The sequence below is a fragment of the Streptomyces sp. NPDC006798 genome (assembly GCF_040635975.1).
Taxonomy (GTDB): Bacteria; Actinomycetota; Actinomycetes; order Streptomycetales; family Streptomycetaceae; genus Streptomyces.
In genome coordinates this window covers 1-24,702 of sequence record NZ_JBEYIS010000047.1, presented here as the reverse complement: position 1 = coordinate 24,702, position 24,702 = coordinate 1, and the positions used below count along the sequence as shown (strand labels likewise).

Genomic DNA, 24,702 nt, shown 5'->3' with positions numbered 1-24,702 from the left:
GCTCCGGCACGGGGTCGTGATCCTCCCCGAACACCGCTGGGAGACCGCCCGCCGCCACTGGATCCGGGCCGAGGAGCTGGGCTTCGACCACGTCTGGACCTACGACCATCTGATGTGGCGGTGGCTCCGGGACGACCCCTGGTTCTCGATCGTCCCGACCCTGACGGCCGCCGCCGCGGCCACCGGCCGGATCACCGTCGGCACCCTGGTCGCCAGCCCCGCCTACCGCCATCCCGTGCCGTTCGCCAAGGAGATGATGACCTTGGACGATATCGCGGGAGGCCGGCTGATCTGCGGAATCGGCGCGGGCGCGGGCGGCTTCGACGACGAGGTCCTGGGCGAGCCGACCCCGGCGCCCGCCGAACGCGCCGACCGGTTCGCCGAGTTCGTGGAACTCACCGACCAACTGCTCACCAAACCCGCCACCAGCTACGAGGGCCGCTACTTCCGCTGTCAGGAGGTGGCCATGCGGCCCGGCTGTCTCCAGCGGCCCCGGATCCCCCTCGCCGTCGCCGCCACCGGACCCCGGGGGCTGCGGCTCGCCGCCCGCTACGCGGACATCTGGATCACGGCGGGCCGCCCCGGCTGGGGCGAACCACTCCCCTACGAACAGGCCCTGCCCGGGCTCGCGGCCCAGTCCGCGGCGCTCGACGCGGCCTGCGCCGGCGTCGGACGGGACCCGGCGTCGCTCCGCCGGATGGTCGTCACCGGTGCCATGATCACCGACACCCTCGACTCGGCGGAGTCCTACGCCGACGCCTGCGGCCGGTTCACGGCCGCCGGCTTCACCGATGTCGTCACCCACTGGCCCCGGCCCGGCTTCCCCTACCAGGGGCGGCCCGAAGTCCTCGACGAGATCGCCGCCGCCGTACTGGACCCGGGGGCCCGCCCGTGACCCCGTACGAGATCCCGTACGAGATCGTCCGGATGTGCGCCGAAGGGCCGTACCCGGGCGGGGATCTGGCCGTCGTCCCGGACGCGGCCGGACTCGACGGGGCCGCCATGGCGGCGGTCGCCGCCGGACTCGGCACCACCGAGACCGTGTTCGTCCGGCCCGCCGGGGCGGCCGGCGAGGACTACCGGGTACGGGTCTTCCAGCCGACGGGCGAGACCCCGTTCGGCAGCCACAGCGCCATCGGCACCGCGGCCACCCTGGTCAGGCTGGGAATCGTCCCGGCCGGGCCCGTGGCACAGGGCTGCGGACCGGCGCGGCAGACCCTCACGGCGGACGCGACCGGGGCCGTCCTCCTCGGCCGCGACCCGCTGCCCGGCACCGGACTCGACCCCGGACCGCTGCTCGCCGCCGCCGGTCTCACCCGGGCCGACGCCGCCGCCGACACCACCGGAGACGCCCCGACGGCGACCGGATTCGGCGCGCCCTTCCCTCTGTTGCCGGTACGGGGCTCCGCCCTCGCCCGGGCCCGTCCCGACCCGGCCCGGATGGCGGCGGAGGGGCTGAAGGCGCTCTGTCTCGTCGCCGCCGACCCGGCCCCCGCCACCGGACACACCACTAATGGCGCGGACCGTCCGACGGCCGTCCGGGCCCGGCTGTTCGCCCCCGGGTTCGGTATCCCCGACGACCCGGCGTGCGCCCCGGTGGCGCTGGCGCTGGGCCGCTGGCTCGCCGCGACGGGACGGCTGCCCGCCGGGGACGGCGTCCACCGCTACACCGTCCGCCTGGGCTCCGGAACCCCCCGCACCGGCCGGCTGGAGTGCGCGGTCACCGTCGCCGGCGGCCGTCCCGAGCACGCCTCGGCCGCCGGGGACGTCACCCCCGTCGCCCGCGGCACCGTCAGCACCGTCGCCGTATCACCGCCTCCCGCCCGCTGACCGACTCTCCGGAAGGACCCGTCTTGCTGCACCGCCCCGAACTCCACGGCACCCTGGGCGCCGTCTCCGCCAGCCACTGGCTGGCCTCCGCCACCGGGATGGCGATGCTCGACCGAGGCGGCAACGCCTTCGACGCGGCGGTCGCCGCCGCGCTGGTGTGCCAGGTCGTCGAGCCGCATCTGAACGGCCCGGCGGGCGACGTCCCGATCATGGTGTACGAGGCGGCGACCGGTACGACCCGGGTGATCTGCGGTCAGGGCCCGATGCCAGCCGCCGCCACCCCGGCGGCCTTCCACGCCCTGGGCCTGGACACGGTCCCCGGCTCGGGACTGCTGGCCGCCCCCGTCCCCGGCGCGTTCGGCGCCTGGATGCGGCTGCTCCGCGACCACGGCCGGCTCCGGGTCGAGGACGTACTCGAACCGGCCATCGGCTATGCGGACGGCGGCTATCCGCTGCTGCCGAAGGCGGCGGCGATGATCGAGGTGATGGCCCCCCTCTTCCGGGACGAGTGGACCGAGTCGGGCCGGACGTTCCTGCCCGGCGGGCGGGTCCCGGCCGCCGGGACCCGGATGCGCAATCCGGCCCTGGCCGAGGTGTACCGGCGGATCCTGGCCGAGGCGCGCTCCGCCACGCCCGACCGCGAGGGCCAGGCCGACGCCGCCGCCCGCGCCTTCTACGAGGGTTTCGTGGCCGAGGCGATCGACCGGTTCACCGCCACCGAGCAGATCGACTGCACCGGGCGGCACCACCGGGGGCTGCTCACCGGCGCCGATCTCGCCGCCTGGCGCGCGGGCTCCGAGCCGACGGTGAGCTGCGACTACCGGGGCCACCAGGTCCACAAGCCGGGCCCCTGGTCGCAGGGGCCGGTCTTCCTCCAGCAACTGGCCCTGCTGGAAGGGTTCGACCTGGGCGCGATGGAGCCCGGCGGCACCGAGCACCTCCATACCGTGGTGGAGGCCGCCAAGCTCGCCTTCGCCGACCGGGAGGCGTGGTACGGGGACCCGGAGCACGCCGACGTACCCCTGCGGGAGCTGCTGGACCCGGCCTACGCGGCGGACCGCAGGGCGCTGATCGGGCCCCGGGCCTCCGGGGAGCTGCGGCCCGGCTCGCCGGGCGGCCGCGAGCCGTGGATCCCGCCGGTCCGGGACGTCACACCCGTCCCGGGGCGGCCCGACTGGCTGGCCCAGCTCGGCGACGGCATCCCCACGGTGCTGCTGCGGACCGCCGCCAAGGGCGACACGACCTGTGTCAGCGCCACCGACCGGGACGGCAATATGGTCGTCGCCACGCCCAGCGGCGGCTGGCTGAAGAGTTCCCCGGTGGTCCCGGGGCTCGGCTTCCCCCTCGGCACCCGGGGCCAGATGGCCTGGCTCCAGGAGGGCCACAACAACACCCTGGCACCGGGCAAGCGGCCCAGGACCACGCTCAGTCCGTCGCTGCTGCTGCGGGACGGCCGTCCCCGGCTGGCGTTCGGCACTCCCGGTGGCGACCAGCAGGACCAGTGGACCCTCAACTTCCTCGTCCACCATCTCGACTTCGGGCTCGGTCCGCAGGCGGCGGTGGAGGCCCCGGCGTTCCACACCGATCACGTACCGACGTCGTTCACCCCCCGCACGGCCCGGCCGCTGACCCTGGCCCTGGAGGACTCCTTCCCCGCCGGAACCCTGGCCGGGCTGCGGGAACGGGGCCACGAGCTGCGCCTTGTGGCGCCGTACTCGCTGGGCAAGGTCTGTGCCACCGGGATCGACGCGGACGGCGGGGTACTGGCCGCCGCGAGCCCGCGCGGCGGCCAGGCCTACGCCGTGGTCCGCTGACCGCGCGCCGACGGAGGCGGTCCGGGTGGGGCCGCCCCCGTCGGCACATCGGCACATCGGCACGCTCAGTCCGCTTCCGCCCCCTCCGGTGCGAGCCGGGCGACCAGTCGCGCCACACTGTCGACGTCCCGGAAGTTCGACGGGACGAGGTCCCCCGGGCCCACCTCGGCATCGAACCGCTCGCCCAGGAACGCCACGAGGCGGGTGATGTTCATCGAGTTGAGCACCCCCCACTCCAGCAGCGGCGAGTCGGCGGCCAGTTCGGCGGAGGGGTCCCCGTCGAGGAATTCCGTACGGATGTACCGCTCGATCTCCTCGGCGGCTACGGCCTGGTCCATGGGCGTCGGTCGTCCTCTCCTCGTCATTTCGGCGGGTCGTCATTGCGGCGGGTCGCGGCGGCGGTGCCGGGTCCCGGCGCGGACGGCGGATGCTCGGGCGTGGCGTGGTCCTGGGCCGTGTCGTCGAAATGGCGCCGTCCGCCCGGAGGGCGGGGCCCGCGGCGTCCGGTGCGTGCGAATTCGCGACGACGGTGGGGGTCCCCGGCGAAGCCAGGGGGCGGTTTCCCCCGTACCGGACGTACTCGGGAATCCCGGCAACGCCGGGGGTACCTCCCCTGCCCGTAGGGCACAGGGGGAGAGTGCGCGTACCGGGCGTCGCGGGCCAGGCGGGATTCTGACGACACGGCCTAGCCGCCGCTCAGGGCCGTACGCAGCAGTGACCGGTCGGTCTTGCCGTTGCGGGTACGCGGCAGTTCGGGCACGGACACCACGGCGTCCGGGATCATGTAGCGGGGCAGCAGGGCGGCACAGTGCCGTTTGACCGCCAGCAGTCCCGGCGGCGCGGCGGCGCCGGGGACGACGACGGCGACCAGCCGGGCGGCGGTCCCCTCCCCGTCGACCAGGACGGCCGCCTCGTCGACCGCCGGATGGCGGGCGAGCACGGACTCGATCTCCCCGAGTTCGACCCGGTGTCCCCGGATCTTCACGAGCTGGTCGAGCCGTCCCCGGTAGTCGAAGCCGCCGTCGGCCCTGACCCGGACCAGGTCCCCGGTCCGGTACGGGCCCCGCTGGGCGGGGCGGCCCCAGTACCCGGCCATCACGGTCGGCCCGGCGACCACGAGTTCACCGTCCTCCAGCGGTCCGGCCCGCCCCCCGTCGGCCCGCTCCGCCCATGCCTCGTTCCCGGCGCAGACCCGGCCGATCGGCGGGGGCCCGCCGATATCCGCCTCCGTGACCTCGTGGAACGTACAGACATTGGTCTCGGTGGGGCCGTAGAGATTGAGGAACCGGACCCCGGGCCAGTGCCCGTACAGCCTGGCCAGCGGGGCGGCGGGGAACGGCTCCCCCGCGAAGAGCAGCGCCCGGAGCGCGGCCGGGCGCGGGGTGTCGCAGAGCCCGCCGTCACGCATCATCAGGACCAGGACGGAGGGCACCGAGTACCAGACCGTGATCCGCTCCTCGGTGAGGAACGCGGTCAGCTGGCGGGGCGCGTAGGCCAGTTCGGCGGGGACCAGCCGGACCGAGGCGCCCGCCAGGAACGCGGCGTAGAGATCGAGGACCGAGAGGTCGAAGCCGAAGGGCGCGTGGTTGGCGAACCGGTCGTGGCGGGTGGCGCCGAGTTCGGCGGCGGCCCAGCGGACGAAGGTCAGGGCGTTCCGGTGGGTGACGCAGACGCCTTTGGGCTCGCCGGTCGATCCCGAGGTGTAGAGGATGTAGGCGAGATCGTCCGGAGCCGGAGCCGGAGCCGGGAGTACGGTTCCGGGCCCGGCGCGGTCTCCGTCACCGCCGCCGCTCGGCTCGTCGGCGGGTGTGAGGTCGGCCGCTCCGACGGTGAGGACGGGGGGCGTGCCGAGGCCCGAGTCGTCCAGCGCTCCGGCCCGGTCCCGGTCGGTGACGAGGAGGGCGGCGCCGCAGCCCCGGGCGATCAGTACGGCCCGGCGGAGCGGGTTGGCCGCGTCGACGGGTACGTAGACGGCGGAGAGCCGCAGGACGGCCTGGAAGGCGACGACCGCGGTGACCGACTTCTCCAGCCAGATCACCACCCGGTCGCCGGGTCCCGCGCCCCGGGCCCGCAGCCGGGCCGCGAGCCGGTCGGCGGCCCGGTCGAGGGCGCCGTAGCTCAGTGCGCCGTCCGGGCCCGAGACGGCGGGGTCGCCGGGGGCGCGGCGGGCCGATTCGATCACGAGGGACGCCAGGTTCACAGCCCGAGCCCCTTCGCGATCAGCTCGTGCTGGATCTCGTTGGTTCCGGAGAAGAGCCGGGCCGGTACGGTGTCGCGCAGCGCGGCCTCCAGCCCCTCGTCGACGAGATAGCCCCGGGCGCCGAAGATCCGCAGGGCGTCGGAGGCGGCCCGGACCGCGGCCTCGGAGACGGCGAGTTTCGACAGGGCGCTGTCGGCGGCGGTGTGGTCGCCCCGGTCGAGCCGGAAGCAGGCCCGGTAGAGCAGCAGCCGGGCGCCTTCGAGCCGGAGCTTCATCTCCGCGATGCGGTGGGAGACGGCCTGGAAGTCGGCGATCCGGCGGCCGAACTGACGGCGCTGCCGGGCGTGGCCGACACAGCGGTCGAGCAGCCGGTCCATCAGTCCGAGATAGCCGGCGAAGAGACAGGCCCGTTCCCAGGCCATCGAGTGCTGGAAGACGGCGCCGCCCGCGCCCTCGCCGCCGAGCAGGTTTCCGGCGGGTATCCGGCACGCCTCGAAGTGGACGGCCCCGGCGGCGCAGGTGTCGAGGCCCATCTTGGCCAGCGGCCCGCCGACCCGGAGGCCGGGGGTGCCGCGTTCCACCACGAAGGCCGAGGTGCCGAGGAATCCGGCGGTGGGGTCGGTCACCGCGTAGGTGACGAAGACATCGGCGTCGGGGGCGTTGCTGGCCCAGGACTTGGCGCCGTCGAGGACATAGGTGTCGCCGTCGCGGACGGCCCGGGTGGTGATCGCGGCGATGTCCGAACCGGCGTCGGTCTCGGTCATGGCGTTGGCGGCGACGGAGTCCCCGGCGCACATCGCGGGCAGCAGCCGGGCGCGCAGCTCCGGGGAGCCGAACGTGGCGATCGGTACGGCGCAGGCGAGGAGATGGGCGCTGGTGGCGAAGACCAGTCCGGTGTCCTCGCAGCCCCGGCCGAACGCCTCCACCAGGTGCGCGGTGTCGAGGGCGCCGAGACCGCCGCCGCCGTACGACTCGGGGATGCAGAGCCCCAGCAGCCCCAGCTCCCCGCAGCGCCGCCAGGCGGTCCGCCGTTCGGAGCGGGCGTCGGGGGGCTCCCTGAGGGTCTTCTCGACCGTCGCGAGCATGGTGTCGTACGCGTCGGACTGCGCCTGCTGCCACTCCAGGAACATCACACCTCGCCGCTGGTGAAGGGATGAAGGGGCCTGCGGTACGGGGGCGGGGCCGGGGTCACGGCGGGTCGCCGCGCGCTCCGTTCTCCCCGGGCGCGCGGGCGGGTGCCGCGGCGGGGTCGGGCCGGGCACTCCGCTCGGACACGGACGGAACCTTTCGTCGGTACCGGGACGGACCTCGGGACGGACCTGTCGTGCGGGGACGCGCCGGCTCCCCGCCGTCGGCGGAGAGCTGACCAATGAGATGCCCAGCCGGAGGCCGGTGTACTCACCGGCGGGGGTAACGGGTTCCCGGGAGTACGGACCCGGGCCCGGCCGCGTCGGAGGGGGCGGTCCGCGTCCCGGTCCCGGCCGGGCTCACCGGGGTTCAGGACTCGGGGGTCGGGGAGACCGGGCCCCGGGGCTCCTTCGCGGCGACGGCGGAGGCCCGGGGCAGGACCGTGCCGAGGAGCAGCGGCGGCAGCGGGATCAGCAGCAGGATCGCGCCGCCGAGCGCCAGCAGGGGGAAGCCGCCCGCCGTCATGATCACTCCGGAGAGCAGTCCGCCGCCCGCGCCGACGACCAGGATGCCGACGTCCGTCAGGCTCTGGCCGCGGGCCCACGCGGACGGCGGCAGCGCGTCGGTGACCATGGCGGAGCCGCTGACGAAGGCGAGGTTCCAGCCGACGCCGAGCAGGATCAGCGCGGTGGAGAGGGCGGTCGCGGAGTGCGCCGGGAGCAGTGCGGCCAGCAGCGCCGACCCGATCAGGACGACGACGGAGAGTACGGCGGTGATCCGGCGGCCGACCCGGTCGGCGAGTATCCCGGAGACCGGGGACATCAGATACATGGCCCCCAGGTGGAGTCCGATGACCAGTCCGGCGGCCCCGGTGCTGTGTCCGTGGTCGGTCATATGGATCGGGGTCATCGTCATCACGGAGATCATCACGAGCTGGGCGAGGATCATCAGGGCGACCCCGGTGGCCAGTGTGGCGCGGCCACCCGGGACGGTGGTCCCGGTGCCGTCCTGGGAGTCCTCGGCGGCCTCCGGATCCGGTTCCGCGTCCGCGTCCGGTTCGGCGTCCGCGTCCGGTTCGGCGGGCGGGTCCGGTTCGGCGGGCGCGGTACGGGCGGTCAGCAGCGGGTCGGGCCGCAGCATCGCCCCGAGGACCAGGGCGGCCGCGGCGAATCCGGCGAAGGCCAGCAGGAAGGGACCTCCGACGGAGGGGATGCCGTGGCTCTCGGCGAACTCACCGGTGACACCGACCAGGTTGGGTCCGGCGACGGCCCCGGCGGAGGTGGCGAGGAGGACGGTGCCCACCGCGCGCGCCCGGCGGGCCGGGGCGGCGAGATCGGCCCCGGCGAACCGGGCCTGCATGATCGACGCGGTGCCCACGCCGTAGACCAGCAGTGCGGCCAGCAGCAGCGGCACGTTCTCCCAGGCGGTCGCGGCGACCGTACCGAGGCTGCCGGCGGCCCCGGTCGCGTATCCGGCGACCAGTCCGGGGCGCCGGCCCCGGGACCGGCTGATCCGGCCGATGCCGAGGGCGCCCAGGGCGGCACCGGCCGCGAAGAGCGCGCTCGGCACCCCGGCGAGCGAGGTGGAGCCCAGCATGGCCTCGGCGAGTACCGGCCCGATGGTGAACCCGGCGGCGAGCGCGGCTCCGCTGAGTACCTGGGCGACGGTCAGCACCACCAGGACCCGGCGCTGGGCGGGATGGTCTCCCTCCGCCCGCGGAACGGACCGGGCCGGGACCGTCCGGCTCCCGTCCCGCCCGGACTGCGGTGCCGGGGCGGGCGTACGGGACCGGGACCTCATGGCGGCGCTCCTCGCGTCGGTGGATCTGCCCGGACCCGCCCCGGCGGGGGGCGGGACGGGCCTTCTCGGGCGGTTCCGGAACCGGACCTCCGGAACCGGGCGTGAACCGGACGGGAACCGGGGCCGGAACGGGACCGGACCCGGCCCGGTACCGGGGTCGGGGTGCGGGTACCGGGTCGGGCCGGGGTATCGGGACCGGGACGGTCAGGCCGGGGTGTAGGGCTGGAGGTCGGCGATCTCCGTCAGCGGCATCTCCAGCCGCTCGTGGAGGAAGCGGACGATGGTCCAGTGCGGCAGCGCGCCCTCGTCGTACGCCCCGAACTCCCAGCAGTAGAGCGGGATCCAGCGCAGCGCCTCCTCGATGGTGCGCTCCCGGCCGGGCTCCTGCTGGTACTCCTCGTACCCGATGCTGCGGTGTTCGATGAAGAATCCGCCGGGCAGCCGGTTCTCACAGAAGTCCCGGTATTCCCGGGTCTGCAGAATCAGATAGTGCCAGATCTCGTCGATATGCTGGTCCACCGGAAGGAATAGACCGCCGAGTTGATCCCGGTGCCGCGAGACGAGATAGAGATACCGAAGACATTCGAGCACTTCCCGCTCGATGTCCTCCCGCGATTTCCCGGTCTGCCCGACGAAGTAGTCGACGACCTCGGTATGCAGCATCTCGCCGAGCAGTTCGCGGAGTTCGGCGGGGCTCATCGTCGTATGGGTCTGGGCGGCGGTGGTCATATGCTCTCCCGGGGTTCTCGGGTGCGGGGGCGGGGCGGTGGTCACCCGGCGGTGAGCCAGGCGTACTTCCCGGAGGCTCCGATCGGGATGTGCGTCCGGTGGCGGGCGGCGCAGGGGGCGCCGAGGAGTTCGCCGAGGTGCTTCTCCAGGGCGGTCCGCTCGGACGGGTCGAGCGGGGCGCCGTCGAAGGTCGTATACGCCAGGCGAGGGCCCCTCGGGTCGCCGGTGTTCAGCTGCCCCAGGAAGACCCGGGGCGACGCGGCGGCCAGACAGTCGTCCAGGTCGCCCTGGGAGACGGGCCCGTGCGGGGCCGTGAACACTTCCTTCTCCCGGCCGCAGAAGCGGGTGATCCGGGCCGGGTCCGGCGAGCCGTCGGCGGTACGGACCAGATCCCCGGAGCGGTAGCGGATCAGCGGCATCCAGGGGTTGCGGACGCTGGTGACGATCAGGCTGTGGAGATTGACGCCGGGGGCGACCGGGATCAGCTCCAGATGCATCCGGTCGAGATACGGGTGGTAGCGGCCGCCCAGGTCGCTGTAGGAGAGATAGCCCAGCTCCGTACTGCCGAAGAGGTCCACCACCGGGCAGTCGAGCCGGCTCTCCAGATAGCGGCGCACATTGACCGGGGTGTACTCGTACGCCGTGATGACACTGGCGGGCCGGGGGAAGTCGGCCCACAGGCCCCAGGCGACCGCCTTGCGGACCAGGTGGGCGAGATGGGGTCCCGAGCAGTCCAGGTGGTAGCGGCCTCCGGGGTGCGCGGAGCGCTCCGCGCGGATCTCCGCGATCATCCGCTCCACCTCCTCCCGGCTCCAGAGCGCCGGGTCGAGCCGGAGGTTGAGGTAGACGGTCCGCTCGTCGAGGCGGCGGTCGTCCAGCGAGGGCACGGGCCGGGCCGCCCCGGGGCCCCGCGGGACGGCGGACCGCGGGACGGCGGGCTGCGGCGCCGGGCGGCCGGTGCGGGCGGTCTCCCGGGCACGGGCGTTGACCCGGGCGACGTGCTCGGTGGCGAGGACCGTGGTCAGCGAGACCCGGCGGCAGCCGTCGTGCCAGGTGCCGGAGATCTCGGGATGCTCGCTCCAGAGCCGGTAGTAGGAGGTGAGCAGGAAGTACGGGGGCCGGATGATCTGCATCCGGGCGTGGTTCGTACCGGTGGAGAGCACGAACTCGGCCTCGCCGCGCTCCAGCGCGGCGGTGAGCGCCGGGGTCGTCCAGTTGCGGGGGAAGTCCCGGGCGATCTCCGGCTTCTCCAGTACGGGGAAGTGTCCCCGGGCGACGGAGTCCCGGTAGAGGGGGATGTCCCGGACGAGTTCGATGGTGCCGGGGCCCGGCTGACCGTCCGCGGTGATGTCCACAGTGACCTTCCGTCGGCGGGAGGGACCCGGTCCGGCCGGGCCCGCCCACGGGGGTGCCATGGGCGGTTCCGGGCGCAGGGGGGACCGGGGTTGGGGCCGTGGAGCAGGAGCCGGGCGGCGGTGGGGGAAGTCCGCCGCCCGGACCGTTCCGCGGGATCTCCGTCCGGTCCGGCGCGGCTCGTTCAGCCGTACCCGACGGGGATCCGCGGCGAGGTGTGGTACGTCAGGAAATACAGCCGGCCTTCGGCGCGGCGCTGATGCAGCCGGCCTTCGCGGTCGCGCTGATGCAACCGTTCTTCTCACCGGCCGCGGCCGAATTGGCGGAATTCCAGGCCCGCCAGACGTCGTCCTGGGCCATCTTCTTGATGAGCTTTTCCATTTCGGACCTCCGGTAATCGGGGCTGCGGCCGGCGGGCCGCACTTCCGTAAGGAAAATTAAGATCTTCGCCATGATCTCGTCAATGGATCTTGTATGAGAGTCCCCTCATCGAGAAGCCTTACTTCATGGGAGAGTTCTCATGTTTCTCATCCGACGCCGTCCCGGAACCGGCCCTGATACGCGCCGAGCCCGCCGGATCCGGACGGACCAAGCGGGCGAAAAGGGCGCGTGAAAAGAGGGAGCGGCACCGGCCGGGGGAATCCCCCCGGCCGGTGCCGCTCCCGGACTCAGTCCTCGTCCTCCAGATCGCCCTCGGTCTCCAGGTACGCCTCGCGGAGCGCGGCCAGGACCGCCGGGTCCGGCTTCTCCCAGAGGCCGCGGGACTCGGCCTCCAGCAGGCGTTCCGCGATGCCGTGGAGGGCCCAGGGGTTGGCCTCCTGGAGGAAGGCGCGGTTCGTGGGGTCGAGCACGTACGTCTCGGTGAGCTTGTCGTACATCCAGTCGGCGACGACGCCCGTGGTGGCGTCGTAGCCGAAGAGGTAGTCGACGGTGGCGGCGAGTTCGAAGGCGCCCTTGTAGCCGTGGCGGCGCATCGCCTCGATCCACTTGGGGTTGACCACCCGGGCCCGGAAGACCCGGGAGACCTCTTCGACCAGGGTGCGGGTGCGGACCGTCTCGGGGCGGGTGGAGTCGCCGATGTACGCCTCGGGGGCGGTGCCGCGCAGGGCGCGGACGGTGGCGACCATTCCGCCGTGGTACTGGAAGTAGTCGTCGGAGTCGGCGATGTCGTGTTCGCGGGTGTCGGTGTTCTTCGCCGCGACCGCGATCCGGCGGTACGCCGTCTCCATCTCCTCCCGGGCCGGACGGCCGTCGAGCTCCCGGCCGTAGGCGTAGCCGCCCCAGACCGTGTAGACCTCGGCGAGGTCGGCGTCGGTGCGCCAGTCGCGGGAGTCGATGAGCTGGAGGAGTCCGGCGCCGTAGGTCCCGGGCCGGGAGCCGAAGATCCGGGTGGTGGCGCGCCGTTCGTCGCCGTGTTCGGCCAGGTCGGCCCGGACATGGGCGCGGACATGGTTGATCTCGGCGGGCTCGTCGAGCGCGGCGACCAGGCGGACCGCGTCGTCGAGGAGGCCGATGGTGTGCGGGAAGGCGTCGCGGAAGAAGCCGGAGATCCGGAGTGTGACGTCGACCCGGGGGCGGCCGAGTTCCTCGTACGGTACGGCCTCCAGGCCGGTGACCCGGCGCGAGGCGTCGTCCCAGACGGGGCGGACGCCCAGCAGGGCCAGGGCCTCGGCGACGTCGTCGCCCGCCGTACGCATGGCGCTGGTGCCCCACAGGGACAGTCCGACCGAGGTGGGCCATTCGCCGTTGTCGGCGCGGTAGCGCTCCAGGAGCGATTCGGCGAGCGCCTGGCCGGTCTCCCAGGCCAGCCGGGAGGGGACGGCCTTGGGGTCGACGGAGTAGAAGTTGCGGCCGGTCGGAAGGACGTTGACCAGTCCGCGCAGCGGCGAGCCCGAGGGTCCGGCGGGGACGAAGCCGCCCGCCAGGGCGTGCACGGCGTGGTCGAGTTCGGCGGTGGTCCCGGCGAGCCGGGGGACGACCTCGCGGGCGGCGAAGTCGAGGACGGCGGCGACCTCGTCGCCGTGTTCGGCGGGGACCGCGGCCGGGTCCCAGTCCGCCGCCTCCATGGCCTCGACCAGGGCGCGGGCCTTGGCCTCCGCCGCGTCGGCGGTGGTCCGGGTGGCGGCGGACTCGTCCAGGCCGAGGGCCTCGCGGAGCCCGGGCAGGGCCGTCGTGCCGCCCCAGATCTGCCGGGCCCGCAGGATGGCCAGGACGAGGTTGACCCGGTCGGGCCCGGCCGGCGGGGCGCCCAGGACGTGCAGTCCGTCGCGGATCTGGGCGTCCTTGACCTCGCAGAGCCAGCCGTCGACATGGAGCAGGAAGTCGTCGAAGCCTTCGTCGTCGGGGCGGTCGGCGAGACCCAGGTCGTGGTCGAGCTTCGCGGCCTGGATCAGGGTCCAGATCTGGGCCCGGATCGCGGGCAGCTTCGCCGGGTCCATGGCGGAGATCTGGGCGTACTCGTCGAGGAGCTGTTCGAGCCTGGCGATATCGCCGTAGGAGTCGGCCCGGGCCATCGGCGGCACCAGATGGTCGATCAGGGTGGCGTGCACCCGCCGCTTGGCCTGGGTGCCCTCGCCCGGGTCGTTGACCAGGAAGGGGTAGACCAGCGGCAGATCGCCGAGGGCCGCGTCGGGGCCGCAGGCGGCGGAGAGTCCGGCGTTCTTGCCGGGCAGCCACTCCAGATTGCCGTGCTTGCCGAGGTGGATCATGGCGTCGGCGCCGAAGCCGCCGTCGGCGCGGGAGGCAGCGATCCAGCGGTAGGCGGCCAGATAGTGGTGGGACGGCGGCAGATCGGGGTCGTGGTAGATCGCGATCGGGTTCTCGCCGAAGCCGCGCGGCGGCTGGATCAGGACGAGGAGATTGCCGTAGCGGAGGGCGGCGAGCACGATGTCGCCCTCCGGGTTGGCGGAGCGGTCGACGAACATCTCGCCGGGCGCGGGGCCCCAGTGCTCCTCGACGGCGGTCCGCAGCTCCTCGGGGAGGGCGGCGAACCAGCGCCGGTAGTCGGCGGCGGGGACCCGGACCGGGTTGCGGGCGAGCTGCTCCTCGGTGAGCCAGTCCTGGTCGTGGCCGCCCGCGTCGATCAGCGCCCGGATCAGCTCGTCGCCGTCGCCGGAGGCCAGTCCCGGAATGTCGGCGCCGCCGAAGTCGTAGCCCTCCTCGCGCAGTCGGCGCAGCAGGGCGACGGCGCTGGCGGGGGTGTCGAGGCCGACGGCGTTGCCGATCCGGGAGTGCTTGGTCGGATACGCGGAGAGGACGAGCGCGATCCGCTTCCCGGCGGCGGGGATGTGGCGGAGCCGGGCGTGCCGGACGGCGATTCCGGCGACCCGGGCGGCCCGCTCGGGGTCGGCGACGTAGGCGGGGAGCCCGTCGGCGTCGATCTCCTTGAAGGAGAACGGGACGGTGATCAGCCGGCCGTCGAACTCGGGGACGGCGATCTGGCTGGCGGCGTCCAGCGGGGAGACGCCCTCGTCGTTCTCCTCCCAGACGCTGCGGGGGCCGGTCAGACACAGGGCCTGGAGGATCGGTACGTCGAGCCGGGTGAGGGCGCCCGCGTCCCAGGACTCGTCGTCGCCGCCCGCGGACGCCTCGGCGGGCTTGGTGCCGCCCGCGGCGAGCACCGTGGTGACGATGGCGTCCGCGGCCCGCAGCGTCTCGATCAGCTCGGGTTCGGGGGCCCGCAGGGATGCCACGTAGAGCGGCAGGGGGCGGGCGCCCGCGTCCTCGACGGCCGTGCACAGGGTGTCCACGAAGCCGGTGTTGCCGCTCATGTGGTGGGCCCGGTAGTAGAGCACGGCGATCGTCGGCGCCCCGGCCGGGACGGTCCGCGCGGTCCGCTCCAGCGGCCCCCAGGAGGGTGCGGGCGCGGGAGCGTCGAAGCCGTGTCCGGTCAGGAGCACGGTGTCGGAGAGGAAGCGGGCGAGCTGCTCCAGATTGGCGGGGCCGCCGTGGGCGAGATAGGCGTGGGCCTCGGCGGCGATCCCGACGGGCACCGTGGACGCGGCCATGAGCTGGGCGTCGGGAGCCTGCTCGCCGGTGAGGACGACGACGGGCCGGTCCCCGGCGAGCAGCAGGTCGAGGCCGTCCTGCCAGGCGCGTACGCCGCCGAGGAGGCGGACGACGACGAGGTCGGCGCCGTCGAGGAGCGCGGGCAGGTCGTCGAGCGGGAGCCGGGCGGGGTTGGCGAACCGGTAGGGCACCGGACCGGCCGCCGCACGGGCGCTCAACAGGTCGGTGTCGGACGTCGACAGGAGCAGGATCATGCGGCGCCTGGCCTTCCTCGGGGTCCGCGCCCCGGGTGGTGTCGGACGGCGGGAGTTCCTGGCTCGCCCGGCTCCGTGAGGGCCGGGTTCACAGTGGCGGGACCGCGCCGGATTCGCACCGGGCTTCCTCCCCTGTCGCCGTCGTGGCGATGGCGGACCGGATGATCCGCCGATGAGCATAGTAAGGGTCGAGTCCACGAAGGGTGGAGGGCGTGTCCGGTGTGATGGTCGGTATGCTCGCCGGCATGCCCACGCCCCCTCCTCCTTCGTCGTCCCAGGCCACAGCGGTCTCACGGGACCGGGGCGACGCCTGCCCGGGGACGCTGAGGCTGCACGCGGCCGATGACGGCGCCCTGGCTCGGGTCCGGATCCCGGGGGGTGTGCTGACCGCCCGGCAGGTGGCGGCCCTGGCGGACGCGGCCGGGCGGTGGGGCGACGGCGCGCTGTATCTGACCTCCCGGGGCAATGTGCAGCTGCGGGGGTTGTCCGACGGCTGCGCCGGTGAACTCGCGGCGGCCCTGGCGGCGGCCGGGCTGCTGCCCTCGTACGGCCACGAGCGGGTCCGCAACGTGGTGGCGTCGCCGCTCGCCGGGCTCGACGGGCTCGGCGTCCGGGACGTCCGCGACTGGCTGGTGGCGCTGGACGCGGCGCTCTGCGGCAGCGACCGGGCCCGGGAGCTCTCGGGCCGGTTCCTGTTCGCCCTCGACGACGGCCGGGGGGACGTGGCGGCGCTCGGCGCCGATCTGACGGTACGGGCGGTGCCCGGCGGCGCGGCCCTGCTGACCGCGGGCGCTTCGGCCCGGGGCCTGCTGGTGCCGGGCGGGGACGCGGCGCGGGCGGCGCTGCTGGCGGCCGAGGTGTTCCTGGCGCTGGCGGCGGAGTGCGGCGCGCGGGTCTGGCGGATCGCGGAACTCCCCGTACCGCCTGATGAATTGACACGTGCCATCGGTGCGGGTCTGACGGCGGCCGGGATCGACGCCCGGCCCGCTTCCGGGGACGCGCCGGTGACGGCTCCCCCGCCGCCGGGGATCACCGGCGACGCCCTCGCCGTCCACGCCCCGCTGGGCACGATCACCGCCGGGCAGTGGCGGGAACTGACCGCCACCGCCGCCGCGGCCCCCGGCGCCGAGCTGCGGCTGACACCCTGGCGGGGGGTCGTGGTGCCGGTGCGCGGACTGGGTCCGCGGGAGACCGCCGACGCCCTCGGCCGGCTGGCCCGTACCGGACTGGTCACCGACGCCGGGTCGCCGTGGCCCCGGGTCGGCGCCTGTATCGGCCGCCCCGGCTGCGCCAAGTCGCGGTCCGACGTACGGGCGGACGCGGCCCGTACCCTCGCCGACGCGGCCCGGTCGCCGCTGCCGCTGTACTGGTCCGGCTGCGAGCGCCGCTGCGGCCGCCCCCCGGGCGACCGGATCGACGCGGTCGCGGCCCCGGACGGCGGCTACCACCTGACCACCACCGCCGCGGGCCGGCCCGCGGACACCGTCCGCCTGGACGACCCCACCCGGCTCGCCGCCGCCCTGGCGGCGATCGCCCCATGACCCGTACGACGACGACCGAGAGCAGCGAGAACACCGTGACCCCGTACGACTACGAGAAGGACGGGGCGGCCATCTACCGTCAGTCCTTCGCCACCATCCGCGCGGAGGCGGACCTGGCGGATCTGCCCGCCGACGTCAGCCGGGTCGCGGTCCGGATGATCCACGCCTGCGGCATGGTCGACCTGGTACGCGATATCGCCTACTCGCCCGGGGCGGTGGCGAGCGCCCGCGCCGCCCTGCTCGCCGGCGCGCCGATCCTCTGCGACGTCCAGATGGTCGCCAGCGGCGTGACCCGCAAGCGGCTGCCCGCCGGGAACGACGTGGTCTGCACGCTCTCCGACCCGGCCGTTCCGGAGCTGGCCGCGAAGCTCGGCACCACCCGCAGCGCCGCCGCCATGGAGCTGTGGCGGGACCGGCTCGAAGGCTCCGTGGTCGCCGTCGGCAACGCGCCGACCGCCCTCTTCCGGCTGCTGGAGATGATCGAGGAGGGCGCGCCCAGGCCCGCCGCCGTGATCGGCGTCCCGGTCGGCTTCGTCGGCGCGATGGAGTCCAAGGAGGCCCTGGCCGCCCACCCCTCGGGGCTGGAACACCTGGTGGTCCGGGGCCGGCGCGGCGGCAGCGCCATCGCCGCCGCGGCCCTCAACGCGATCGCGAGCGAGGAAGAATGAGCGGCAAGCTGTACGGGGTCGGGCTCGGTCCCGGCGATCCGTCGCTGATGACGGTCCGGGCGGTCGAGGTGATCGCCGAGGCCGATGTGATCGCCTATCACAGCGCCCGGCACGGGCGGTCCATCGCCCGCTCCATCGCGGCCCGGCATCTGCGCGCCGACCATGTCGAGGAGCCGCTGGTCTATCCGCTCACCACGGAGACCACGGACCATCCCGGCGGCTACCGGGGCGCGATGGAGGACTTCTACACGGAGGCGGCGGCCCGGCTCGCCGTCCATCTCGACGCGGGCCGTACGGTCGCGGTCCTCGCGGAGGGCGATCCCCTCTTCTACGGCTCCTACATGCATATGCACAAGCGGCTGGCGGACCGCTACGACACCGAGGTGATCCCCGGGGTGACATCGGTGTCGGCGGCGGCGGCCCGGCTGGGGACGCCGCTCGTCGAGGGCGAGGAGGTGCTGACGATCCTGCCGGGCACCCTGCCCGAGGAGGAGCTGACGGCCCGGCTCGCCGCGACCGACGCGGCCGTGGTGATGAAGCTGGGCCGGACGTTCGCCAAGGTGCGTACGGCGCTGGAGGGCGCGGGCAGGCTGGCGGACGCCCGGTACGCGGAGCGGGCCACGATGGCCGGGGAGCGGCTGGCGGATCTCGCCGGCGTGGACCCGGAGTCGGTGCCGTACTTCTCGGTGGCGGTACTGCCGAGCCGGGTGGACGCGGTCCGCCCGGAGCCGGGGACGGCCGGGGCGCACGAGCCGAACGGTTCCGCCGGGGAAGTCGTCGTGGTCGGTACCGGGCCCGCCGGGCCGCTCTGGCTGACGCCGGAGTCCCGGGGCGCGCTGGCCGCCGCCGACGATCTGGTCGGCTACACCACCTATCTGGACCGGGTGCCGGTCCGTCCGGGGCAGCGCCGCCACGGCTCGGACAACCGGGTCGAGGCCGAGCGCGCCGAGTTCGCCCTGGAACTGGCCGGGTCGGGCCGGCGGGTGGCGGTGGTCTCCGGGGGCGATCCGGGGATCTTCGCGATGGCCACGGCGGTGCTGGAGGCGGCGTCGGCGCCGGAGTACGCGAACGTCCCGGTCCGGGTGCTGCCCGGGGTGACCGCCGCCAACGCGGCCGCCGCCCGGGCCGGTGCGCCGCTGGGGCACGACTACGCGACGGTCTCCCTGTCGGACCGGCTGAAGCCCTGGGAGGTGATCGCGGAGCGGCTGCGCGCGGCGGCCGGGGCCGATCTGGTGCTGGCGCTCTACAACCCGGGTTCCCGCAGCCGTACCTGGCAGGTGGCGAAGGCCCGTGAGCTGCTGCTGGAGCACCGGGCCCCGGAAACGCCGGTGGTCGTGGCGCGGGACGTCGGCGGCCCGGGTGAGCGGGTGCGGATCGTCCGGCTCGCGGAGCTGGACCCGGCCGAGGTCGATATGCGGACGATCCTGCTCGTCGGCTCGTCGCAGACCCGGGTGGTACGGCGGGGTGACGGCGAGGAGGTCGTCTGGACGCCCCGCCGCTATCCGGAGGCGTGAGCCCTCGGAGCCGGACGGCTGTCGGCCCGCTGTCCCCGGACCCCGCCGCCGTCGGCCCGGCCGCCTTCGGGGCGGCAGGCCGGCCGGCGGGGCCCGGCGGGGCCGGTTCAGCGCGTCAGGGGTCCGTACGCCGTACGGATCCACTCGACGGCCTCGGCCGGACCGGGCACGACCGGCACCCCCGCGGGCACCGGCGGTCTGCGGACCACGACCACCGGCAGCCCCGCCTCGCGGGCGGCCGTCAGTTTGGGCGCGGTGGCCGCTCCCCCGCTGTCCTTGGTGACCAGGACGTCGATCCGGTGATCCCGCAGCAGGGCCCGTTCCCCGTCGAGGGTGAAGGGGCCCCGGTCGAGCACGACCTCGGTCCGGGCCGGGCACGGCGGCTCGGGCGGGTCGACCGAGCGGACCAGGAACCACGGGTCGTCCAGGTGGGCGAAGGCCGCGAGCCCCATCCGGCCGGTCGTGAGGAAGATCCGGCGGCCGAGCCCCGGCAGCAGCGCGGCGGCCCCGGCGAGCGATCCGGCCTCGTGCCAGTCGTCGCCGTCGACCGGACCCCAGCCGGGGCGCCGCAGCGCCAGCAGGGGAACATGGGCGGTGGCGGCCGCCAGGGCCGCGTTGAAGCTGATCGTTCCGGCGAAGGGGTGGGTGGCGTCGACCAGCAGATCCACGGTGTGCTCACGGAGCCAGTCGGCGAGACCGTCGGCGCCGCCGAAGCCGCCGATCCGGACCTCGCCGGGCGGCAGCCGGGGGGTGGCCACCCGTCCCGCCAGGGAGCTGGTGACCCGTGGCCCCGACGGCGGATCGACGGCCGTCAGCAGCTCGGCCAGACGGCGGGCCTCGGTGGTACCGCCCAGAATCAGAATGTGCACTTCGGTCCCGTTTCCGGCATGGCGTCGCCCTTTCCTGTGAGCCCCTCATGAACAGCAAGGCCGAGGGGGGCCGCGACGCCCAACTCAAGCACACCGGTCTGCGGCCGGGGTGGACGACCGGCGCCTGCGCGACGGCCGCCACGACCGCCGCGTACACGGCGCTGCTCACCGGCGACTTCCCCGACCCGGTGACGATCACCCTGCCCCGGGGGCAGACCCCGTCGTTCGCCCTCGCGGTCGAGGAGCTGGGGGACGGCCGGGCCATGGCGGGGGTGGTGAAGGACGCCGGTGACGATCCGGACGTCACCCACGGGGCGCTGATCCGGGCGACGGTACGGCGGCTGCCCGCCGGGTCCGGGGTGGTGTTCCGGGCGGGTCCCGGGGTGGGGACCGTGACCCGGCCGGGGCTGCCGCTGCCGGTCGGCGAGCCCGCCGTGAACCCGGTGCCCCGGCGGATGATGCGCGACCATGTCGCCGAGGTGGCCGCGCGCTGCGGCGGCGACGGCGATGTGGAGATCACGATCTCGGTGGACCACGGCGAGGAGATCGCCCGCTCCACCTGGAACCCCCGGCTGGGCATCGTCGGCGGGCTCTCGGTCCTGGGGACGACGGGGATCGTGGTGCCGTACTCCTGCTCGGCGTGGATCGACTCGATCCGGCGCGGGGTGGACGTGGCGAGGGCGGCGGGCCGGACCCATGTCGCCGGATGCACCGGTTCGACGTCGGAGCGGACGGTGGTCGCCGAGTACGGGCTGCCCGAGGACGCCCTGCTCGACATGGGCGACTTCGCGGGCGCCGTACTGAAGTACGTCCGCCGCCATCCGGTGGACCGGCTGACGATCTGCGGCGGGTTCGCCAAGCTCTCCAAGCTCGCCGCGGGCCATCTCGATCTCCACTCCGCCCGTTCCCAGGTCGACAAGGGCTTTCTCGCGGCGCTCGCCCGGTCCGGCGGTGCCGACGAGGCGCTGACGGCGGAGATCGCGGACGCCAATACGGGGCTCGCCGCCCTCCAGCTCTGCCGCGCCGCCGGGGTGCCGCTGGGCGATCTGGTGGCGGTGAAGGCCCGGGACGAGGCCAGGGCGGTACTGCGGGGGGCGCCGGTCGCGGTCGATGTGATCTGTATCGACCGGGCCGGAACGGTCGTGGGCCGCAGTCCGGTGCTCTGAGCGGCCGTACGAGCACCCGGGTCCCGGCCTTACGGACGTACGGGGGTCACGGCGGCGGGCCGCTCGGCCCGTGTCCGGAGAACAGCGCCGCCCGCCCGGAGGTCGGGTCCCCCCGGCCGAGCCAGGGGGCGGTCTCCCTCGTACCGGACGTACTCGGGAACCCCGGCAACGCCGGAGGCCCCTCCCGTGCCCGAAGCGCTACGGGGCCGAGTGCGCGGGCCGGACGCCGCGGGCCGGGCGGGACTTTCCGGACACGCCCTCGGCCCGCACCCGGGCCGGGTCAGCAGTCGTGCCGGTCCCGTTCGGGCGAGTAGAGGTGGCTGTCGCGGAAGTGCTCGGCGCCGAGGGTCCGCCCGACCATGATGACCGCGGTCCTGACGACACCCGCCGCCTTCACCTTCCCGGCGATCTCGTCGAGCGTGCCGCGGATGATCAGCTCGTCGGGGCGGGAGGCGTAGGCCACCACGGCGGCGGGGCAGTCGGCGCCGTACCTCGGCAGCAGTTCGGCCACCACCCGGTCCACGTAGGAGGCGGCCAGGTGGAGCACGATCAGGGCCCCGCTGCGGCCCAGGGTGTCCAGGTCCTCGCCGTCCGGCATGGCGGTGGCCCGCTGGGCGATCCGGGTGAGGACGACGGTCTGGCCGACCGTGGGCACGGTCAGCTCCCGCTTCAGGGCCGCCGCGGCGGCGGCGAAGGCGGGGACCCCGGGGACGACCTCGTACGGGATCCCGGCCGCGTCGAGCCGCCGCATCTGCTCGGCGACGGCGCTGAACACCGACGGGTCGCCGGAGTGCAGCCGGGCCACGTCGTGCCCGGCCTCGTGGGCGCGGACGAACTCCTCGGTGATCCGGTCCAGATCCAGCCGGGCGGTGTCCACCAGCCGGGCGTCCGGCGGGCATTCGGCCAGCAGCTCGGTGGGGACGAGGCTGCCCGCGTAGAGGCAGACCCGGCAGGCGGCGAGCGTCCGGGCGCCGCGCACCGTGATCAGATCGGCGGCGCCGGGCCCGGCTCCGATGAAGTACACGGTCATCTGTCGGCTCCTGCGGTCGCTGCGGGGGGATCGAGGGGGTCGGCGGATCCGGGGGCGGCCGGGGCCGGGGCCGGGCCCTCGGGTTTCCGGACGGACCACTGGGTGACGGGCATCGTCTGCCGCCAGCCGGTGAAGCCGCCCACGGGGACGGCGTGGGCCACGGCGAGCCGGACCAGTTCGCCGCCGTGGCGGCGGTAGGCGTCGGCGAGCAGGGCCTCGGATTCCAGCGTGACGGTGTTGGCGACCAGCCGGCCGCCGACGGGCAGCGCCTCCCAGCAGGCGGCCAACAGCCCGGGGGCGGTCAGCCCGCCGCCGATGAAGACGGCGTCCGGGCGCGGGAGTCCGGTGAGCGCGGCGGGCGCGGCGCCGGTCACCACCCGTATCCCGGGGACGCCGAGCCGGTCGGTGTTGCGGGATATCCGCGCGGCGCGCGCCGGGTCGCGTTCGACGACGACGGCGCGGCAGGCGGGGTGGGTCCTGGCCCACTCCACGGCGATCGAGCCCGAGCCGCCGCCGACGTCCCACAGGAGTTCGCCGGGCGCCGGGGCGAGGACGCCGAGGGTGGCGGCCCGGACATGGCGCTTGGTGAGCTGGCCGTCGTGCTCGTAGGCGTCGTCGGGGAGCCCGGGTACGGCGCCGAGCCGGAGGGCGCCGGGGGCCGCTTCGCACTCGACGGCGACGATGTTCAGCGGATCGCCGGGTGCCGTGCCGGACGGCCGGTCGTCGGCCGTGACGGGGCCGGTGATCCGCTCCTCCCGCGCGCCGAGCCGCTCCAGGACCCGGATCCGGCTCGGTCCGAAGCCCCGGTCCCGCAGCAGGGCGGCGACCGCGTCGGGGGTGGTGGCGTCGGCGCTCAGCACCAGCAGCCGCCGCCCGTGGTGCAGGGCGGCGGCGACCCGGGCCACCGGGCGGCCCACGACGGTGACGACCTCGACGTCCTCCTGCGGCCAGCCGAGCCGGGCGCAGGCGTGGGAGACGGAGGACGGATGGGGCAGTACGTGTACGGCCCCGGCGCCGAGGATCTCGGTGAGGGCGCGTCCGATCCCGTAGAACATGGGGTCGCCGCTGGCCAGTACGGCGATCCGGCGGCCGGTGTGCGCGGCGAGCAGTCCGGGTACGGCGGGCCGCAGCGGCGAGGGCCAGGCCATGCGCTCCCCGGCGCACTCGCCCGGCAGCAGAGCGAGCTGTCGCGGTCCGCCGATGACGACCTCGGCGCCGCCGAGCGCGGCCCGGGCCGGGGCGGTCAGTCCGGCCCAGCCGTCGGCGCCGATCCCGACGACGGTCACGGTCACGGGAGCGGGGTCGAGGTCGGGCGCGGCGGCGGCCGGTGCGGCTGGATCGGACGTCACGTACGCGGTACCTCGGGCTCGGGAAGGGCGACGGAGAGGCACTTTACGGGGCGTCGGCGATCAGGGTCCTGCCGGGTGTCCCGATGGCGTCGTCCGAGGTCGGAGCGCGTCCGGGTCCGGGGCCGGGCGGGTCAGGCGCGGGCGGCCAGCAGGACCGCGTAGAGGATCAGTACGGCGGCGCCCAGGACGATGCCCGCCCGGGCCGGGGCTCGGCGTGCGAGCCCCGCTGCCGCAGCGCCAGGTAGCCGGTGAGCAGGGCCAGCGGTCCCAGCAGCGGGGTGAGCAGGAAGAAGCCCAGGACTCCGCAGATCACGCTGGTGAGGGCGAGGACCGTGGCGAGAGGGTGGGCGCCGGAACGGGTCAGGAACTTGGAGGCGTACACGATCGGACTCCTCTGTCGTCTCGTCGATTCGCGTCCTTCCAAGGGGCGGCTACCCGTTCCGGGCCCGGACACGCCTCGTCCGCCCGAGCCGGGAGGGCCGGGGCGGACGAGGCGCATGGGGAATGCGGGGTGAGCGGTGGTCAGCCGGTCTGGGCGAGGGTGGCGAAGAGGAGCGAGCCGAGGACGGTGGAGCCCGCGATGGTGAGCATGGAGAACCGGAGCAGCCGCTCCCGGCGGCCCTCTCCCGGGTGGCGGCCCGGGACGGTGGCTTCCTGGGCCGCGTCCGGCCGGGCGAGCCGGGTGCCGGTGAGGGCCAGGAGCCGGGCGACCAGGGGCTGCGGGGTGCCGCCGAGGACGAGGGAGACCCCGGCCCGGGCCGCCGTCTCGGCCACCCGCTCCAGATGGCGCAGCCCGGCGCAGTCCAGCAGTCCGACGGCGGTGACGTCGATCCGGATGCCCGCCGGACGGCAGGCGAGACAGAGATCGAGGAGGGCGTCCAGCTCCGCCCCGGTCTCCAGGTCCACCTCGCCCCAGAGCCGGACCTCGGCCCAGGCGGTGCCGTCGCCCGCCGGGCCGGTGAAGACGGTGCGATGACCGAACCGGCGGCGCGGCGGGGTCACCCGGAGTCCCGGGCGAGGACGCGCCGGCACGGCAGGGCGGCGGCGGTGGTGCCGGGGACGTGGCACCGGGAACGGCCGGGTCGTCGGACGTGGGGGACGGATGTGCTCATGGAACTGCTCCTCGGACGAGGCCGGGCGGTACGGCGCCGGGACGGGCACGGCCACGCGCGAAGGGGGAAGCGTGGGCATGCGCCGACGGACGGGCCGACGGAGTCGGGCACCGCGTATCGGGCGTCGTGCCTGCATTCCGAAGCACGTGTTGCGCGTGTGCCCTTCCCCCGCGGGGGCAAACGCGGGGGCGGGCGCAGGGGAGATGTTGGCCGGTAATCGATGCTTCGAGTGGCCGACGGCAGGCGTAGGCCGTCCGCGGTCCGCGGACCGCGTCCGCGCCTACGAGCGCACCGAGGTCTTCCCGTACGACCCCGACTGGGTCTTCGACGCCACCTT

Annotated in this window: 20 protein-coding genes and 1 riboswitch; of the genes, 7 read left to right on the top strand and 13 right to left on the bottom strand. The window is 74.8% G+C overall.

Going from position 1 to position 24,702, the window contains the following annotated elements; translation table 11 throughout:
- The first annotated feature begins 16 nt into the window (after positions 1 to 16).
- From ABZ714_RS26890 to ABZ714_RS26880, 3 genes are read left to right on the top strand one after another with little or no spacing between them, the layout of a single operon-like run.
- Complete coding sequence (locus ABZ714_RS26890) at positions 17 to 895, top strand: LLM class flavin-dependent oxidoreductase (protein WP_358827918.1); 879 nt, start codon at positions 17 to 19, stop codon at positions 893 to 895.
- Positions 892 to 1,830, top strand: a complete 939-nt coding sequence (locus ABZ714_RS26885; RefSeq protein WP_358827917.1) for a PhzF family phenazine biosynthesis protein — start codon at positions 892 to 894, stop codon at positions 1,828 to 1,830. Before ABZ714_RS26890 ends, ABZ714_RS26885 begins: the two co-directional genes overlap by 4 nt.
- Positions 1,831 to 1,853: 23 nt before the next feature.
- Entirely contained in the window at positions 1,854 to 3,644 is a 1,791-nt protein-coding gene (locus tag ABZ714_RS26880) for a gamma-glutamyltransferase (protein WP_358827916.1), read from the top strand.
- A 65-nt stretch (positions 3,645 to 3,709) separates the two neighbouring features.
- On the opposite strand, the gene ABZ714_RS26875 is transcribed toward ABZ714_RS26880, so the two are convergent.
- The 8 genes from ABZ714_RS26875 to cobN all read right to left on the bottom strand — a co-directional run bounded on the left by ABZ714_RS26875 (position 3,710) and on the right by cobN (position 15,116).
- Positions 3,710 to 3,982, bottom strand: a complete 273-nt coding sequence (locus tag ABZ714_RS26875) for an acyl carrier protein (protein WP_358827915.1) — start codon at positions 3,980 to 3,982, stop codon at positions 3,710 to 3,712.
- A 347-nt stretch (positions 3,983 to 4,329) separates the two neighbouring features.
- Positions 4,330 to 5,844, bottom strand: coding sequence for an amino acid adenylation domain-containing protein (locus tag ABZ714_RS26870; RefSeq protein ID WP_358827914.1), 1,515 nt, complete (start codon positions 5,842 to 5,844; stop codon positions 4,330 to 4,332).
- Positions 5,841 to 6,974 (bottom strand): acyl-CoA dehydrogenase family protein, encoded by a 1,134-nt coding sequence (locus tag ABZ714_RS26865; RefSeq protein WP_358827913.1) that lies wholly within the window; start codon positions 6,972 to 6,974, stop codon positions 5,841 to 5,843. Before ABZ714_RS26865 ends, ABZ714_RS26870 begins: the two co-directional genes overlap by 4 nt.
- A 367-nt stretch (positions 6,975 to 7,341) precedes the next feature.
- Entirely contained in the window at positions 7,342 to 8,772 is a 1,431-nt protein-coding gene (locus ABZ714_RS26860; RefSeq protein WP_358827912.1) for an MFS transporter, read from the bottom strand.
- A 204-nt stretch (positions 8,773 to 8,976) separates the two neighbouring features.
- A complete protein-coding gene (locus ABZ714_RS26855) occupies positions 8,977 to 9,501 on the bottom strand; it encodes a hypothetical protein (protein WP_358827911.1) in 525 nt (174 codons plus the stop codon).
- Positions 9,502 to 9,542: 41 nt separating this feature from the next.
- The gene (locus ABZ714_RS26850; RefSeq protein WP_358827940.1) at positions 9,543 to 10,850 is read right to left on the bottom strand and encodes a hypothetical protein; all 1,308 of its coding nucleotides are present in this window, start codon (positions 10,848 to 10,850) and stop codon (positions 9,543 to 9,545) included.
- 229 nt (positions 10,851 to 11,079) lie between these two features.
- A complete protein-coding gene (locus ABZ714_RS26845; RefSeq protein WP_358827943.1) occupies positions 11,080 to 11,307 on the bottom strand; it encodes a hypothetical protein in 228 nt (75 codons plus the stop codon).
- A 215-nt stretch (positions 11,308 to 11,522) separates the two neighbouring features.
- Positions 11,523 to 15,116, bottom strand: a complete 3,594-nt coding sequence (gene cobN, locus ABZ714_RS26840) for a cobaltochelatase subunit CobN (protein WP_358827910.1) — start codon at positions 15,114 to 15,116, stop codon at positions 11,523 to 11,525.
- 52 nt (positions 15,117 to 15,168) lie between these two features.
- A riboswitch (cobalamin riboswitch) is annotated at positions 15,169 to 15,246 on the bottom strand.
- Positions 15,247 to 15,361: 115 nt separating this feature from the next.
- On the opposite strand from cobN, the gene ABZ714_RS26835 reads away from it, so the two are divergent.
- From ABZ714_RS26835 to ABZ714_RS26825, 3 genes are read left to right on the top strand one after another with little or no spacing between them, the layout of a single operon-like run.
- Entirely contained in the window at positions 15,362 to 16,657 is a 1,296-nt protein-coding gene (locus tag ABZ714_RS26835) for a cobalamin biosynthesis protein CobG (RefSeq protein ID WP_358827909.1), read from the top strand.
- The gene (locus ABZ714_RS26830; protein WP_358827908.1) at positions 16,654 to 17,325 is read left to right on the top strand and encodes a precorrin-8X methylmutase; all 672 of its coding nucleotides are present in this window, start codon (positions 16,654 to 16,656) and stop codon (positions 17,323 to 17,325) included. The genes ABZ714_RS26835 and ABZ714_RS26830 overlap by 4 nt, the downstream gene beginning before the upstream one ends.
- Complete coding sequence (locus ABZ714_RS26825; RefSeq protein ID WP_358827907.1) at positions 17,322 to 18,839, top strand: precorrin-2 C(20)-methyltransferase; 1,518 nt, start codon at positions 17,322 to 17,324, stop codon at positions 18,837 to 18,839. Before ABZ714_RS26830 ends, ABZ714_RS26825 begins: the two co-directional genes overlap by 4 nt.
- 107 nt (positions 18,840 to 18,946) lie before the next feature.
- Here the strand turns inward: ABZ714_RS26825 and ABZ714_RS26820 are convergent, their stop codons facing one another.
- The gene (locus ABZ714_RS26820) at positions 18,947 to 19,708 is read right to left on the bottom strand and encodes a cobalt-precorrin-6A reductase (RefSeq protein WP_358827906.1); all 762 of its coding nucleotides are present in this window, start codon (positions 19,706 to 19,708) and stop codon (positions 18,947 to 18,949) included.
- Positions 19,709 to 19,755: 47 nt separating this feature from the next.
- Between ABZ714_RS26820 and ABZ714_RS26815 the strand changes: the two genes are divergently transcribed.
- On the top strand, positions 19,756 to 20,874 hold the full coding sequence (locus ABZ714_RS26815; RefSeq protein WP_358827905.1) for a cobalt-precorrin-5B (C(1))-methyltransferase: 1,119 nt from the start codon (positions 19,756 to 19,758) through the stop codon (positions 20,872 to 20,874).
- 280 nt (positions 20,875 to 21,154) lie between these two features.
- Here the strand turns inward: ABZ714_RS26815 and cobM are convergent, their stop codons facing one another.
- The 4 genes from cobM to ABZ714_RS26795 all read right to left on the bottom strand — a co-directional run bounded on the left by cobM (position 21,155) and on the right by ABZ714_RS26795 (position 24,255).
- Positions 21,155 to 21,904: a precorrin-4 C(11)-methyltransferase gene (gene cobM / locus ABZ714_RS26810; protein ID WP_358827904.1), complete on the bottom strand. Its 750-nt coding sequence runs from the start codon at positions 21,902 to 21,904 to the stop codon at positions 21,155 to 21,157.
- A complete protein-coding gene (cbiE, locus tag ABZ714_RS26805) occupies positions 21,901 to 23,190 on the bottom strand; it encodes a precorrin-6y C5,15-methyltransferase (decarboxylating) subunit CbiE (RefSeq protein ID WP_358827939.1) in 1,290 nt (429 codons plus the stop codon). The genes cobM and cbiE overlap by 4 nt, the downstream gene beginning before the upstream one ends.
- A gap of 229 nt (positions 23,191 to 23,419) precedes the next feature.
- The gene (locus ABZ714_RS26800) at positions 23,420 to 23,635 is read right to left on the bottom strand and encodes a hypothetical protein (RefSeq protein WP_358827903.1); all 216 of its coding nucleotides are present in this window, start codon (positions 23,633 to 23,635) and stop codon (positions 23,420 to 23,422) included.
- A gap of 140 nt (positions 23,636 to 23,775) precedes the next feature.
- Positions 23,776 to 24,255 (bottom strand): STAS domain-containing protein, encoded by a 480-nt coding sequence (locus tag ABZ714_RS26795; protein ID WP_358827902.1) that lies wholly within the window; start codon positions 24,253 to 24,255, stop codon positions 23,776 to 23,778.
- Between the last annotated feature and the right edge of the window lie 447 nt (positions 24,256 to 24,702).